Source organism: Rhodanobacter sp. UC4452_H20, from assembly GCF_052978205.1.
On the sequence record NZ_CM129662.1, the window covers coordinates 229354 to 244364 of the forward strand.

Consider the following 15011-nt stretch of genomic DNA (forward strand, 5'->3'; position numbering starts at 1 on the left):
GGCGATTGCGAGCCGCCTATTCTACCCGCCCCTTGCCCAGGAAAGACCAACGTGAGTGAAGCCGTCGTCAGCCGCGATAGCAGTACATCCGAACTGGATCGACTCGCCGAGTTGGCCGAGGACGTGATCCGCCGCGCGCGGATCGCCGGCGCCAGCCAGGCCGAAGTGGCCGCCACCATCGACACCGGGCTCAGCGTGAATGTGCGCCTCGGCGAGGTGGAAACGGTCGAGCACACCCGCGATCGCGGCTTCGGGCTCACGGTGTATTTCGGCCAGCGCAAGGGCTCGGCCAGCACGGCGGACCTGCATCCGGATTCGATCCAGGCGACGCTGGACCAGGCCTGTGCGATTGCCCGTTACACCGAGGCCGATCCCGCCGCCGGGCTGGCCGATGCCTCGCGCATGGCCAGCGCGTTCCCGGAACTGGACCTGTGGCACCCCTGGGACATCGACACCACGCAGGCGATCGAGCTGGGCATCGCGATCGAGGATGCCGGGCGCGCACATGCCGGCATCAGCAACTCCGATGGCGCCTCCGTGCAGGCCGGGCAGGGTCTGTCCGTGTACGCGAACTCGCACGGTTTCGTGGGCCGCGAGCGCGGCACCCGCCACGCGTTGTCGCTGGCGCTGATCGCCGGCGACGAGGACGGCATGCAGCGCGATTACTGGTACGACAGCGTGCGCGCGGCGGGCGATTTCATCAGCGCGAAGGCGCTCGGCGACAAGGCCGCCGAGCGCACGCTGGCGCGGCTTGGGGCGCGCGGCCTGTCCACCCGGCAATGCCCGGTGCTGTTCGCGCCGGAGCTTGCGCGCGGCGTGATCGGGCATCTGCTCGGGGCGGTCAGCGGTGGCTCGCTGTATCGGCGGGCCAGCTTCCTGCTCGACCATGTGGGCCAGGCGGTGATGCCTGCATGGTTGAATATCGACGAGCGGCCGCATCTTCAGCGCGGCCAGGGCTCGGCCAATTTCGATGCCGAGGGCGTGGCCACGCGCGACAGCGCCCTGATCGAAGGCGGCGTGCTGGCGCGCTACATGCTGGGCAGCTATTCGGCGCGCAAGCTCGGCATGGAATCCACCGGCAACGCCGGCGGCGTGCACAATCTGGTGGTGGCCGCGGGCGCGGCCGATGGCGAGGCGTCCGATTTCGCCGGCATGCTGCGGCGCCTGGGTACCGGTCTGCTGGTCACCGAGGTGATGGGCCAGGGCGTGTCGATCGTCACTGGCGATTATTCGCGTGGGGCCGCCGGTTTCTGGGTGGAGCACGGCCGCATCGTGCATCCGGTGGAAGGCATCACCATCGCCGCCAACCTGCGCGACATGTTCGCCGGCATCGTGGCGGTGGGCGACGATGTCGATCCGCGCTCGCCGGTCCTCACCGGCTCGATCCTGCTCGATCGCATGACCGTCGCCGGCGAGTAGCCGCGCCTCCGGCGGGGTTGGGCGTGTTGGCAGGTTCTTGCGGCAAAGCGGCGCAAGCCTTGCTAGCATCGGCACGACCGGCAAGCGGCCGGTGAGCTTCGACGTCGAAGGAGATGCGCATGAGCGTTCCACCCGAATCCGTCATCCCGCCCGCGCCGACCGATCCGGCGCCGGGCGTTCCGCCTGCCGAGGAAAGACAGTGGGCGATGTTTGCGCATCTGTCCGCGCTGCTCGGTGCGATCCTCACCGGTGCGCTGGGCGGCGGCTGGGGCTGCTTCATCGGCCCGCTGGTGATCTGGCTCATCAAGAAGGACACCATGCCGTTCGTCAACGACCAGGGCAAGGAGGCGCTGAACTTCAACATCACGGTGGCCATCGCGTTCGTGGTGCTGTTCCTGCTCTCGGTGATGACGTTCGGCATCGGTCTGGTCATCGCGATCCCGCTGTGGTTCATCATCGGCATCGCCTGGCTGGTGTTCACCATCATCGCCGCGATCAAGGCCAACGAGGGCGTGACGTATCGCTACCCGTTCACCCTGCGCCTGATCAAGTAGCCCGGAAGCAACGAAGCAAAAAAGGCGGCCCCTGGCCGCCTTTTTCATTGCCGGTGTTCAGCGCGTGCGGTGCGCCGCGTAGCGGGCCAGTTCGTGCAGCAGCGCGGCGCGTTCGCCCCATGGCGCGATCGCGGCCAGGGCGGTGTCGGTCAAGCCGGCCAGGCGCTCGCGCGAGGCGTCGAGGCCGATGATCGACGGGAAGGTGGGCTTGGCCGCGGCCGCATCCTTGCCGGCGGTCTTGCCGATCACCGCCGATTCGCCTTCCACGTCGAGGATGTCGTCGCGCACCTGGAAGGCCAGGCCGACGGCGCTGGCGTAGCGATCCAGCGCCAGCAGTGCGTCGGCATCGGCGCCGCCGAGCAGCGCGCCTAGCCGCACCGACGCGCGGATCAAGGCGCCGGTCTTGCAGCCGTGCATGTATTCCAGCTCGGCCAGTTCCAGCGATCGCCCGACCGCGGCCAGGTCCAGCGCCTGGCCGCCGGCCATGCCTTCGGCGCCGCAGGCGCGACCCAGCGTCTGCAGCATGGCGATGCGCACGCTGGCGTCGATCTCGGCGCCATCGTCGGCCAGCAGTTCGAAGGCCAGCGCCTGCAGGGCGTCGCCGGCGAGGATCGCCATCGCCTCGCCGAACACCACGTGGCAGGTCGGCCGGCCGCGGCGCAGCGCGTCGTCGTCCATGGCGGGCAGGTCGTCGTGCACCAGCGAGTAGGCGTGGATCAGTTCCACCGCGCAGGCGGCGGCGTCCAGTGCGGGGCCATCCTGGCCCAGCATGTGGCCGGCGGCGTAGACCAGCATCGGCCGTAGCCGCTTGCCGCCGCCCAGCACGGCGTAATGCATGGCGCGATGCAGGTGGTCGGAATCGTGCACGGCCGGCGGCAGGCGGTCCTGCAGCGCGCGTTCCGCGCGGGCAACCAGCGACTGCAGGGCAGGGCCGAGTTCGGCGGACTCAGAGTTCGGGTTCAAACGGTTCGGCGCGGTCGGGGGCATCGGGGTCCAGCAGCAGGCGCACGCGCAGTTCCGCTTGTTGCAGCGACTGCTGGCAATGACGGAACAGGCCGATGCCGCGCTCGAACGAGGCAAGCGATTCGTCGAGGCTCAACTCGCCGCCTTCCATCCGGGTGACCAGTTGCTCCAGCTCGTCGAGCGAGTGTTCGAAATCGACGGCGGGAGCGGGGTCGGCAACGGTCTTGGGAGCGGTCTTGGCCATGGCCCGCAACGCTAGCGCAGCGCGGCGGGCGAATCAATCGGCGCGGCGTCGCCGCAAGCCGCGGGCGTGATCTGGATCAGCGTCCGGGGCGCCAGCGGGGCTGCGCGCCGCAGCGGTCGAACAGCTCGGCACCGCGGGCGTTGATCCAGCGGTCGGCCACGGCAATCAGCTCGCCATCGGCATACAGCAGCGGACACGCGTCGCGTCGCCACGGCGGCATCTGCGCCTGCTGGAACAGGTTGCGCAACTCGCGCGTGTGCGGGTTGCCCGCCGGGCGGATGCGCTCGCCGCCGCGGCGCATGCGCACTTGCAGCGGTTGCGCCAGGCGGGTGGCCGGCGCCGTCAGCGCCAGTTCGCCACCGTCCGGCAGCGCCAGCGGTTCGCCGCTCCAGCGCTGTTGCCAGTCGGGGTCGATCGGTGCCTGTGTCGGCAGGGCCCACAATCGCTGCTTCCAGATGTGCAACTCGGTGCCGGCCCAGCGCACGCACGGCAACTGGCCGGCACGTGCATCGCACTGGCGCTCGATCTGCCGGCGCTGCGCCGCACCGGGAGCGGCCAGTCCGCGCAGGTGCAGCCAGTGGTCGAGCAGCGGTTCGCGCAATGCGGGCAGCAGCGCGCGCCAGCCGGGCAGGTCGAGGCTGCCGCTGGCGCGGTCGTGCAGGGCATCGAACGCGGGGAGCCATTGGCTGCGCAGTGCGTCGGCGGCATCGCGGCTCAGCGCGGCGCTGTGCAGGATCGAGTCGCAGGCCTGCGGCCAGTAACGCAGCAGCCCCGGCAGGATTTCATGGCGCAGGCGATTGCGCGCGAGGCGGATGTCGGCGTTGGAGGGGTCGTCGATGCAGTCGAGTTGGTGGGCGGCGACGTAGTCGAGCAGCGTGGCCCGCGGCAGCTCCAGCAGGGGGCGCCAGAGTTGGCCGGCGCCGAACGGTCGTCGTACGCGCATCCCGCCCAGGCCTTCCGGCCCTGCGCCGCGCAGCAATTTCAGCAGTACGGTCTCGACCTGGTCGTCGCGATGGTGGCCGAACAGCAGCCACTCGCCATCGTGCAGCAGGTCGGCCAGCGCGGCATGGCGGACGTGCCGCGCGGCGGCCTCCAGGCCCTTGCCGCCATCGCGCGGGACGTATACGCGCACCAGCGCGCAAGGCACGTCGAGGTCCTGGCAGAAGCGAGCGCAGTGTGCCGCCCAACGCGCGCTGTCGGCATGCAAGCCATGATCGACGTGCGCCGCGCGCAACCCGCGTTCCCGGGCCAGCGGTTCGCGGGCCAGCGCGTGCAGCAGGGCGCTGGAATCGGGGCCGCCGCTGAAGGCGACACAGATCGGCGCGGGTGCTGTCGCGGTCAGCGCCGCGAGTAGATGGGCTTGCAGCGGGTCGCTCATTTCTTGTCGGCGCGGGACCGCACGTAAATGTGCTTGCCGTTGCCGATCTGGCGCTCCTCGGTGTCGAACAGGCCGATGCCCTTGATCAGGCCGCTCAGTTTTGCGTAGCCATAGTTGCGCGAGTCGAAGTCGGGCGACTGCTTGTTGATGATGCTGCCGACCGGCCCGAGGCTGGCCCAGCCGGTCTCGTCGGACGCGGCCTCGATCGCATTGCGCAGCATGTTCATCAATTTGCTGTCGCCGCGCAGTTCCTTCGCCGAGCGCTGTTTCGGTGCCGTCTCGGTTTCGGTCTCGCTGGTGCCAGCCAGCACCTCGGTATAGATGAATTTGTCGCAGGCGGTGCGGAACGGCTCCGGCGTCTTCTTCTCGCCGAAACCGTAGACGATGCGCCCCGATTCGCGGATGCGCGAGGCGAGGCGGGTGAAATCGCTGTCGCTGGAGACGATGCAGAAGCCGTCGAAGCGCTCGGCGTAGAGCAGGTCCATCGCGTCGATGATCATCGCCGAGTCGGTGGCGTTCTTGCCGACCGTGTAGCGGAACTGCTGGATCGGCTGGATCGAGTAGCGCAGCAGCGCTTCCTTCCAGCCGTTCAAGTCCGGCTTGGTCCAGTCGCCGTAGATGCGCTTGACGTGGGCGGTGCCGTATTTGGCGATCTCGGCCAGCAGGCCCTCGACGATCGCCGGGCGGGCATTGTCGGCATCGATCAGGACGGCAAGCTTGTCGTGGGCCATGGCGGTGTCCGGCAGCGGAAGGTGGGTCGATGGTAGCGCGCGCCGGCGCGCGGGTGCCTGACGGGCCTCACTGGAGTACGCCGCCCTCGCGCAAGGATTGCTTCAAGGTGTCCACGTCTTTCCAACCGCTGAACTTCGTCACCAGTTGACCATGACGGAATAGGTAGAAGGTGGGCATGGCCCAGCTGTCGAGCATGGACCACTCGCTGTCGTACCAGGCGATGTGGATCGGTTGATCCGGAAACTCGCGGTTCCAGTCGCTGACCGCGTCGAGCTGCTCGTTCTGGCTGGCCAGCCAGATGGCGTTGCCGGCAAAAAGGGAGCGCAACTGGGCGTCTGCACGGATCGCGCGCGCGGCATCCCGCGAGAAGTGGCAGGACGCCACTACCACGATGCGCAATGGCGCGGACAGATCGAAGGATTGGCGTGCCATGGTGCCGGTGCGTGCATCCACGGTCAGTGCGGTCGGTTGTCCCGGCGGCGGCGATGCGGCACGGCGGAACGTCGGAATGACGGGGATGCCCATCTCCGGGTGATGTCGCGCCAGGGTGTTCGCGGCATCGAAATCGCGGCCGGTGATCAGCGCCTGGTGGAGGCGCGCATAGTCCTTGTCCGATGCCATGCCTCGTCGGTGCATTTCAGCCAGATCCATCCGCAGCTGGGCGATGTGGGTCGGGCTTGGCGCGTGGAACACCACGGCTTCCGCTGCGCGCTTGAGCAGCCTGAGGTCAGTGTGGCTGGCCAGGCGCAGGCTCTCAGGCGTTTGTGCATCGCCGAACAGTCGGTCGTAACGTCGTTCGACCCAGGTGGAGCGCTCGGCAGGGGACGGTGAGGGGACGGTTTCCTGCAGAACGAACTCGTCATAGCGTCGCTCCAGCATGCTCTCGCCGCATGTGTCGACGGCGCATCCCCGGCTGGCGGCGTCCTGCGTGCGTTCATGGTTTCGGCGGGACTGCTCGGCGGGTGTCAGTCCGTCGACGGCATGGCTTTGCGCGCCGAACAGGGCAAGCAGCTGCACGATCTGTGGGCGCGTCAGCTCGTTGGCCGGGTCCTCCAGCGACATGCCGCGCAGGCCGTGTGGGCCGAAGTCGAGCTGGGCAAGAAACCGTTTGCGCCCGCCAGGGGACAAGTCGTCCAGCGGCGAAGTGCCTGGCTGCGTGTCATGCAGATAGCGCGCCAGTGCCGCTCTTGAGGTGATCGGCGCGGGTGCGGTCGACGAGGCAACCACGATGCACGCTGGGGAAAGGCAGAGAACCAGGACGGCAAGTTGCACGCGATTCATGGCGGGCCTCGTGGTGCAGCCAGTCAGGGCCCGGCATCGGGTGGCTGGTGCACCGGCGATCGGTCGCTGGCGAAGTTATTCCTGATAAGCCCCGTAGCTGCGCAGGCGCTTGTAGCGCTGTTCGAGCAGGTCGGGGACCGGCATCGCCTGCAGCTCGTCGAGCTGGTTCAGCAGCACGGCTTTCAGGCGGATCGCCATCGAGCGCGGGTTGCGGTGGGCGCCGCCGAGCGGCTCGCGGATGAGCTTGTCGATCAGGCCCAGTTCGAGCAGGCGCGGGGCGGTCATGCCCAGGGCCTCCGCGGCGTCTTTTACCTTGTCGGCGCTCTTCCACAGGATTGAGGCGCAGCCTTCGGGCGAGATCACCGAATAGGTGGAGTACTGCAGCATGTTGGTGCGGTCGCCGACGCCGATCGCCAGCGCGCCGCCGGAGCCGCCCTCGCCGATCACGGTGCAGATGATCGGCACCTTGAGTTCGGCCATTTCCAGCAGGTTGCGCGCGATCGCCTCGCTTTGCCCGCGCTCTTCGGCGCCGACGCCGGGGTAGGCGCCCGGGGTGTCGATCAGGGTCAGCAGGGGCAAGCCGAAACGCTCGGCCATCTGCATCAGGCGCAGCGCCTTGCGGTAGCCCTCGGGGCGCGGCATGCCGAAGTTGCGGCGCACCTTGGTCTTGGTGTCGCGGCCTTTCTGGTGGCCGATGATCATCACCGGCCGGCCGTTGATGCGGCCCAGGCCGCCCACGATGGCAGCGTCCTCGGCGTACATGCGGTCGCCGGCCAGTTCGTGGAACTCCTCGCAGATCACGCCGATGTAGTCGAGTGTGTAGGGCCGCGCCGGGTGGCGGGAAAGCTGGGTGGTCTGCCAGGAATTGAGGTTGCGGAAGATGTCCGCCGTTTTTACCTTCACCTTCTGCCGCAGGCGCGCCACTTCCTCGTCGATGTTGAACGCCTGGCCATCGCTGGCGTGGCGAAGCTCCTCGATCTTCGCATCCAGTTCGGCGATGGGTTGTTCGAAATCGAGGAAGTTGGGGTTCATTCGTTGCTGTTCATTGCACGGAAGCGCTCAAGTATACCGTTCCGCAAGAAAAGGCGAGAACGGCGCCGTATGGCCGTGATCGGGTCGACAGATGCCTGCCGCGGGCGCGGTGATTGCGTTATCGTCCGCCCCATCGAGCACCCGCCGCCGGATCGCCGCCATGCCCAGCAAACCCATCGACAACGCGAAACTCGACCGCATCGTGGCCGAGGCGCGACGCGCCGCCGAGCAGCGCGAGCTGGGCTATCGCGAGCGGGCGCTGAAGATGTATCCGTGGGTGTGCGGTCGCTGCGCCCGCGAGTTCACGCGCGCCAATCTGCAGGAACTGACCGTGCACCACCGCAACCACGATCACGACTTCAACCCGGCCGACGGCAGCAATTGGGAACTGCTGTGCGTGTACTGCCACGACAATGAGCACGCGCGGCATATCGACCACGTGCGCGGCGGGGTGATGGCAGTGGAGGAAGCGCCGCCGGCGACGGGCAATCCGTTTGCCGACCTGAAGGCGATGATGGAGCGGGGCGGCAAGTAATCCCGCGAAGGCCTACCTGCGTCGATAGATGCCGTCGAAGCGGACGTTGAGTCCGCCGCACTGGTGATTGTCGCTGACCACCAGATACTTCCCGACCAGGAAGGCGCTCACCTCGCACGCATCGTCGACAAAGGTTGCGTGATGGCCGCTGGGCCGTGCCTCCCCGCCCATGGCGCCCAGGTTGGGGCCGCCGGGGAACTGGTCCGGCGGCGGGTCGGCCATCGGGTAATAGGCTTCGCCGTCGGCACGCAACATGCCGTTGTCATGGCGGATCGTGATGCGGTTGTCCCCCTGCACCCAGTCGCCTTCCCATGCCGACGTTGATGGCTGCGCCAGCACCGGCCGCAGGCGGTTGCGCGGCAGCCAGTCGGCGTGTCCATCCTGGTTGTCGGGAAACATGACGCAGGCGTAGTCGCCGCGGACGTCGCCCGCCAGTACCTGGTCACCCGGGATCAGGTAGGCCTTTTCCCGGCAGCGATCCGCCGTGGAAGGGCAGTCGTCGGTGCCCGCGACGAAGTGGGCGCGTCCGTCGCCGACGACTTCGGCGAGTGTCGTCTGGTCGCTGCTGCCATCGCCTCCCTCGCACAGAAACGGCGCGTCGGGATGTGTCTGCTGCGCATGAACGCCGCCGAAGAAAACCAACGCGAACAGCGCGAAAGTCCATTTATGGGCAACGGTCATCGGTCCCTCCATGCGTGCCCGCAGACAGTGGATACATGCGCCCGGCGGTGCCTCAATCCTGCTGCTTGACGATGCGCAGGCGTGCGGCCTGCACTCCGGGCAGCGCGCGCACGGCGCGCAGCAGGGCGGGGATGGCGTCCACGCGCCATTCCTCGCCCAGTTCCAGGTCGGCCTGGGCGCTGCGGTTGCGGTAGCCGTGCAGGGTGACGCTGGCCTGGCCGCCGCGGTAGCCGGCCAGGGTGCGTTGCAGTTGTTCGGCGAAGTCGGCGTGGATGCCGTTCAATTTCAGTTGCAGCAGGCGCGCGTGCCTGCGGCAGGCGTCGTCGAGCGAGCAGACGCTGCGCGCGCGCAACTGGAAGCCGCCGCCGGAGAATTCGTCGATGCGCAGGCCGCCGTCGACGACGAGCAATTGCCCGCGCGTGAGCAGGGGCGCCGCCTGGTGGTAGATCTCGCCGAAGAAGCTCACCTCGATGGCGCCGCCACCGTCCTCGATGCGCACGAACGCGTCGCTGTCGCCGCGCTTGCGCACGGCGGCGACCATGCCGGCGATGGTCCAGGGCGTGTCCGGGCCGCGGCGGAAGCGGTTCTCGCTGCCGTCGTCGTTGCGGCGCGGCTTCGGCGGCTGGTAGCGGTCGACGATCTCGCCCAGCGGACAGGTGGACAGCTGCGCCAGCTCGTCTTTCCACGGGTCGGTGGGGTGGCCGGAGAGGTAATGGCCGAGGGTGTCGCGTTCACCTTGCAGGCGTTGTTCCAGCGGCCACTCCGGCGCGGTCGGCAAGTCGATCTCGAGTACCGGCGTGGCCGAGCCCATCGCCGCGCCGAACATGTCGTTCTGGCCCGATTGCCGGTCGCGCTGGTGCTGTTCGGCGGCCTTGACCGCGTCGGGAAGTTGGAGCATCAGGCTGGCGCGGTTGGCCGCCAGCGCGTCCAGCGCGCCGGACAGGATCAGCGCCTCCAGCACACGCCGATTGAGCTTGCCCGGATCGATCCGTCGGCAGAAATCGGCCAGGTCGGTGTAGCGCCCGTGCGCGCGCTCGGCGACGATCGCCTCGCACACGCCGTGGCCGACGCCCTTGATCGCGCCCAGGCCGTACTGGATGACCTTGGGTTCCACCGCCACGAACATGTACTCGGACGCATTGACGTCCGGCGGCTGCACCACGATGCCCAGTGCGCGCGCTTCGTTGAGGAAGGTGACCGCCTTGTCGGTGTTGTCCATGTCCGCGGAGATCGTCGCGGCCATGAACTCGGCGGGGTAATGCGCCTTCAGCCAGGCGGTCTGGTACGACACCAGCGCGTAGGCGGCCGCGTGCGACTTGTTGAAGCCGTAGCCGGCGAACTTCTCCATCAGGTCGAAGATGGCGTCGGCCTTTTCGCCGCTGAGCCCGTCCTTGGCCGCACCCTCGCGGAAGATCGCGCGGTGCTTGACCATCTCCTCGACTTTCTTCTTGCCCATCGCACGGCGCAGCAGGTCGGCGCCGCCGAGCGTGTAGCCGCCCACGATCTGCGCCATCTGCATCACCTGCTCCTGGTAGACCATGATGCCGTAGGTCTCTTTCAGGATCGGCTCGACGCGCGGGTCGGGATATTCGACTTCCTCGCGGCCGTGCTTGCGCGCGATGAAGCTGGGAATCAGATCCATCGGGCCGGGGCGGTACAGCGCCACCAGCGCGATGATGTCCTCGAAGCGATCGGGTTTCGCATCCTTCAGCATGCGCTGCATGCCGGAGGATTCGAGCTGGAACACGGCGACCGTCTGCGCCTTCTTCAGCAGCTCGTACGGCGCCGGGTCGTCCAGCGGCAGCGCCGAGATGTCCAGCGCCGCCTCGCCGGTTTTCGCGCGGCGCGCGTTGATCGCCTTCACCGCCCAGTCGATGATGGTAAGCGTGCGCAGGCCGAGGAAGTCGAACTTCACCAGGCCGACCGCCTCGACGTCGTCCTTGTCGTACTGGGTGACCACACCGCCGCCGCCGGCTTCGCAGTACAGGGGGGAGAAATCGGTGAGCGGAGTCGGTGCGATCACCACGCCGCCGGCATGCTTGCCGGCGTTGCGGGTGAGGTTTTCCAGGCTCAGCGCCAGGTCGATCAGCGCATGGGCGTCCTCGTCCTGCGCGTAGGCGTCGCAGAACTCGCGCACGACGCGGTCGGTTTCCTTCTTCGATTTCTCCGACAGGCCCAGCGCATCGGACAGGGTCAGGTCGAGCGGCCGCGGCGGGATCATCTTGGCCAGCTTGTCGACCTGGCCGTAACCCATGCCGAGCACGCGGCCCGAATCGCGCAGCACCGCCTTGGCCGCCATCGAGCCGTAGGTGATGATCTGGCTGACCTTGTCGCGCCCGTACTTGCGCGCGACGTAGTCGATCACCTCGTCGCGGCGGTCCATGCAGAAGTCGATGTCGAAGTCTGGCATCGACACGCGTTCGGGATTCAGGAAGCGCTCGAACAGCAGGTCGAACTGCAGCGGGTCGAGGTCGGTGATCTTCAGCGCCCAGGCGACCAGCGAGCCGGCGCCCGAACCGCGGCCCGGGCCCACCGGAATGCCGTGTTGCTTGCCCCAGTTGATGAAGTCCGCGACGATCAGGAAGTAGCCGGGGAAGCCCATCTTGACGATGACGTCCAGCTCGCGTTCGAGCCGCGCGTCGTAGTCCGCGCGCGAGTGGCCGGCAGCCAGCGGCGCGAGTGCAAGGCGCTGTTCCAGGCCTTGCCGCGACAGTTCGCGGATGTGGCTGTCGAGGTCGTGGCCCTCCGGCACGGGGAAGTCGGGCAGGTAGTACTTGCCGAACTTGAGTTCCAGCGTGCAGCGCTTGGCCAGCTCGACGGTATTTGCCAGCGCCTCGGGCAGGTCCGCGAACAGCGTCGCCATGTCTCCGGGCGTCTTCAGGTACTGCTGGTCGGTGTATTCCCGCGGGCGCTTGGGGTCGGCCAGCACGCGGCCCTGGTTGATGCACACGCGCGCCTCGTGCGCGTCGAAGTCGGCCTGCTTGAGGAAGCGCACGTCGTTGCTGGCCAGCACCGGCAAGTCGAGCGTGGCGGCCAGGCCCAGGGCGGCGCTGTTCCAGAGTTCCTCGCCGTCGCGGCCGCAGCGGGTCAGCTCCAGGTACAGCCGATCCGGAAACAGTCGTGCCAGCGCGCGCAGTTTCGCCAGCGCGGCATCGCTGCCCTGGTGCACCGCGATGCGGGCTACTTCGCTGTCGCGGCCGAGCAGGGCGATCAACCCGCTGCAGGCCTCGCCATGCAACCAGCCGGCGTCGATCAGCGCGCGTCCGCCGTGCTGGCCCTCCTGCCAGGCACGCGACACCAGCCGCGACAGGTTGAGGTAGCCGTCATGGTCCTGGCACAGCAGGGTCAGCCGCCACGGGCGCGGATCGTCCGGCGCCGAGACCAGCAGGTCGCAACCGCCGATGGCCTTGATTCCGGCCGCGCTGCAGGCTTTGTAGAACTTGACCAGCGCGAACATGTTGCATTCGTCGGTCAACGCCACCGCCGGGATGCCGTCGCGCACGCAGGCGGCGACCAGCGCCTTGATGCGGATGGTCGAGTCGACCAGCGAGTACTCGCTGTGCAGGTGAAGGTGGGCGAAGCTGGCGGTCATGCAAATCTGCGCGCGTTGTCCGTGCAGGCTACCCGCCGCCGCAGGCAGCGGCAAGATTGACTTGCGCGGGGTTTGCGCGAAGCGCGGGCCGGCGCCGACCGGGGGTCATCGCGGCGCGAGCACCGGTGCCGCGATCGGCGGTTCGCGCAGCAACGCGTTGATCTCCTCGACGAGCGTACCGAGCATGTCTTCGCCATATCCGACGTGGACATGGGCCACGGTGCCGTCACGATGCAGCATCACCATCACCGGGATTCCCGTGACGTCATACGGCTTGCCGATGGCGCCGTGACGATCCCAGGTGAGCAGCAGTTCGGGGAGGCTCTTGCCCAGTGCGCGCGCGGCACGCAGGAAGACGCGGCGATCCTCCTTGTAGTTGACCGCCACCACCTGCAGCGACATGCCGCGCTCGGTCGCCAGCGATTGCATCTTCGCCAGCACCGGCATCTCCTTCATGCAGTAGCCGCACCAGGTCGCCCAGAAACTGATCACCACGACCTTGCCGCGCAGCGAGGCCAGGCTCACCGTGTGTCCATCCATCGTTGGCCCCAGTGAATCCGGCGGCACGTCGCCGGGCCGCACGCCCGCGGTGGCGGCGAAGCAGCTCATCAAGGCGACCAGGAACAGGCTCATCCGTCGCATGGCGTCCCCTTCATATCCATGGACCAGCGGTCACGAGAGGCCAGTGTAAGCGATGGCCGGATGCAGCAATCGCGGCCGCGATGTTTGCCTCAGAACAAGCTGGCCTGATCCAGCAGCAGGCGCACCGGGGCAAAGCTGCGGCGGTGCAGTGGGCATGGCCCCAGCCGCTGCAGCGAGGAGAGGTGGGCCGGCGTGGGGTAGCCCTTGTGCAGGGCGAAGCCGTAGCCGGGGTGGAGCGCGTCCAGTTCCACCATCAAGCGGTCGCGGGTGACCTTGGCCAGGATCGAGGCCGCGCTGATGGCCGGTTCCAGCGCGTCGCCGCCGACGATCGCGCGCGCCGGGCAGGGCAGGTCCGGCGGCAGCTTGTTGCCGTCGATCAGCGCGTGCTGCGCGGCGGGCGCCAGGCCGGCGAGGGCGCGGCGCATGCCGGTCATGGTGGCGCGGAAGATGTTCAGCGAATCGATTTCCTCCGGCTCGACCAGCACGATGCAGTACGCCAGCGCGCGTTCGAGAATCAGCGGGAACAGCGCCTCGCGGCGCGCCTCGCTGAGCCTCTTCGAATCGTCGAGGCCGCGGATCGGCCGGACCGGATCGAGGATCACCGCCGCCACCGCCAGCGGACCGGCGAGAGGGCCGCGACCGGCTTCGTCGACACCGGCGACCAGCAGGCTGGTGGCCGATCCGTCCTCGTCCGCCTGCGAGCGCGGCGGTGGGCGATGGCTGTCGAGAACAAGCTCAGCCATCGGCGCGGCCGTGATCGTCGACCAGCTCCGCCACCGCGGTCGCGGCCCGTTCGCCGGCGTGGCCGGCCATGTCGCCGCGCAGTTCCTGGTGCAGGTATTCGAAGGCGGCCACGATCGCGCTGCGGCGCTCGCTGTCGCCGAACAGGGCCAGCGTGGCGGCGGCCAGCTTGTCGGCGGTGCAGTCGTCCTGCATCAGCTCGGGCACCCACGGCCCCGGGCCCAGCCCGCTGGCGCGGGCCAGGATGTTGGGCAGCGAATAGACGTCCGTCTTGATCATGTTCAGGGCGCGCGCGATGCGATAGCTCAGTGGCGCCACGCGGTAGCCGACCACCATCGGCCGCTTGGCCAGCATGGCCTCCAGCGTGGCGGTGCCGGAGGCCAGCAGCACCACGTCGGCGGCCAGCATCGCCTCGTGGGCCTGGCCGTCCAGCAGCAGCGGCGCGGGTTCGCTGGCCGGCAATCGGGCGAGCAGTTCCTGCAACCGCGCGTGCACCCGTGCATTGGCGGCGGGGACCACGATGCGCAGGCCGGGCACGACTGCAGCAACGTGCTGCGCGGCATCCAGGAAAATCCGGCCCAGCCGATCCACCTCGGACATCCGGCTGCCCGGCAGTACTGCCAACACCGGCGCCTGCTGCGGCAGGTGCAGCGCCTCGCGCGCGCCGACGCGGTCGGCGACCAGCGCGAAGCGGTCGGCCAGCGGGTGGCCGACGAAGCGCGCGTCGATGCCATGGCGCGCGTAGATCGCCGGTTCCATCGGGAACAGGCACAGCACGCGGTCCGCGCTGCGACCGATCTTCTCCACGCGATTCTCGCGCCATGCCCACACCGAGGGGCTGACGTAGTGAACCGTGCGCAAGCCGGCCTCCTTCAGGCGCCGTTCCACGCCGAGGTTGAAATCCGGGGCGTCGATGCCGATCACCACCGCCGGCCTGGCCTGCCTGAGGCGCGCGACCAGGGAACGGCGCAGACGCAGCAGGCGCGGCAGGTGGCTGATCACCTCGCTGAAACCGAACAGCGACAGCTCGCGGATGTCGTACCAGGACTCGAACCCCTCGCGCTGCATCCGCGCCCCGCCGATGCCGACGAAGCGCGCCTGCGGGTAGCGCTGGCGCAAGGCGACGATCAGGTCGGCACCGAGCTGGTCGCCGGAATCCTCACCGGCGAGGATGGCGATCAGCGGGGCAGTTGCGGAGACGCCGGTGTTTTGCATTT

At 68.5% G+C, this 15011-nt stretch carries 14 protein-coding genes; 3 read left to right on the forward strand and 11 right to left on the reverse strand.

Features of this window, described 5'->3' with window-relative positions:
- Positions 1-51: 51 nt before the first annotated feature.
- Both pmbA and ACVCMC_RS01050 read left to right on the forward strand, forming a co-directional pair.
- Entirely contained in the window at positions 52-1419 is a 1368-nt protein-coding gene (pmbA, locus tag ACVCMC_RS01045; protein WP_447098365.1) for a metalloprotease PmbA, read from the forward strand.
- A 119-nt stretch (positions 1420-1538) separates the two neighbouring features.
- A complete protein-coding gene (locus tag ACVCMC_RS01050) occupies positions 1539-1973 on the forward strand; it encodes a DUF4870 domain-containing protein (protein ID WP_395119753.1) in 435 nt (144 codons plus the stop codon).
- A gap of 57 nt (positions 1974-2030) precedes the next feature.
- Here ACVCMC_RS01050 and ACVCMC_RS01055 read toward each other — a convergent pair whose 3' ends face one another.
- The 6 genes from ACVCMC_RS01055 to ACVCMC_RS01080 all read right to left on the reverse strand — a co-directional run bounded on the left by ACVCMC_RS01055 (position 2031) and on the right by ACVCMC_RS01080 (position 7603).
- Positions 2031-2936, reverse strand: a complete 906-nt coding sequence (locus ACVCMC_RS01055) for a polyprenyl synthetase family protein (RefSeq protein WP_447098366.1) — start codon at positions 2934-2936, stop codon at positions 2031-2033.
- On the reverse strand, positions 2920-3180 hold the full coding sequence (locus ACVCMC_RS01060; RefSeq protein ID WP_395119751.1) for an exodeoxyribonuclease VII small subunit: 261 nt from the start codon (positions 3178-3180) through the stop codon (positions 2920-2922). The genes ACVCMC_RS01055 and ACVCMC_RS01060 overlap by 17 nt, the downstream gene beginning before the upstream one ends.
- A 76-nt stretch (positions 3181-3256) precedes the next feature.
- Positions 3257-4558: a tRNA lysidine(34) synthetase TilS gene (tilS, locus tag ACVCMC_RS01065; protein ID WP_447098367.1), complete on the reverse strand. Its 1302-nt coding sequence runs from the start codon at positions 4556-4558 to the stop codon at positions 3257-3259.
- Positions 4555-5289, reverse strand: coding sequence for an NYN domain-containing protein (locus ACVCMC_RS01070; RefSeq protein ID WP_395119749.1), 735 nt, complete (start codon positions 5287-5289; stop codon positions 4555-4557). The genes tilS and ACVCMC_RS01070 overlap by 4 nt, the downstream gene beginning before the upstream one ends.
- Before the next feature lie 67 nt (positions 5290-5356).
- Positions 5357-6571, reverse strand: a complete 1215-nt coding sequence (locus tag ACVCMC_RS01075) for a hypothetical protein (protein ID WP_447098368.1) — start codon at positions 6569-6571, stop codon at positions 5357-5359.
- A gap of 75 nt (positions 6572-6646) precedes the next feature.
- The gene (locus tag ACVCMC_RS01080) at positions 6647-7603 is read right to left on the reverse strand and encodes an acetyl-CoA carboxylase carboxyltransferase subunit alpha (protein WP_395119747.1); all 957 of its coding nucleotides are present in this window, start codon (positions 7601-7603) and stop codon (positions 6647-6649) included.
- Between the two features lie 160 nt (positions 7604-7763).
- Between ACVCMC_RS01080 and ACVCMC_RS01085 the strand changes: the two genes are divergently transcribed.
- Positions 7764-8138: a YajD family HNH nuclease gene (locus ACVCMC_RS01085; RefSeq protein WP_395119746.1), complete on the forward strand. Its 375-nt coding sequence runs from the start codon at positions 7764-7766 to the stop codon at positions 8136-8138.
- Positions 8139-8150: 12 nt separating this feature from the next.
- Here the strand turns inward: ACVCMC_RS01085 and ACVCMC_RS01090 are convergent, their stop codons facing one another.
- The 5 genes from ACVCMC_RS01090 to lpxB form a co-directional block, all read right to left on the reverse strand.
- Positions 8151-8831 (reverse strand): hypothetical protein, encoded by a 681-nt coding sequence (locus ACVCMC_RS01090; RefSeq protein ID WP_447098369.1) that lies wholly within the window; start codon positions 8829-8831, stop codon positions 8151-8153.
- A gap of 40 nt (positions 8832-8871) precedes the next feature.
- The gene (gene dnaE, locus ACVCMC_RS01095; protein WP_447098370.1) at positions 8872-12411 is read right to left on the reverse strand and encodes a DNA polymerase III subunit alpha; all 3540 of its coding nucleotides are present in this window, start codon (positions 12409-12411) and stop codon (positions 8872-8874) included.
- 105 nt (positions 12412-12516) lie between these two features.
- Positions 12517-13053: a TlpA family protein disulfide reductase gene (locus tag ACVCMC_RS01100; protein WP_447098371.1), complete on the reverse strand. Its 537-nt coding sequence runs from the start codon at positions 13051-13053 to the stop codon at positions 12517-12519.
- Positions 13054-13142: 89 nt separating this feature from the next.
- Entirely contained in the window at positions 13143-13796 is a 654-nt protein-coding gene (gene rnhB, locus ACVCMC_RS01105; RefSeq protein ID WP_395119742.1) for a ribonuclease HII, read from the reverse strand.
- The gene (gene lpxB / locus ACVCMC_RS01110; protein ID WP_447098372.1) at positions 13789-15009 is read right to left on the reverse strand and encodes a lipid-A-disaccharide synthase; all 1221 of its coding nucleotides are present in this window, start codon (positions 15007-15009) and stop codon (positions 13789-13791) included. Before lpxB ends, rnhB begins: the two co-directional genes overlap by 8 nt.
- Positions 15010-15011 lie beyond the last annotated feature (2 nt).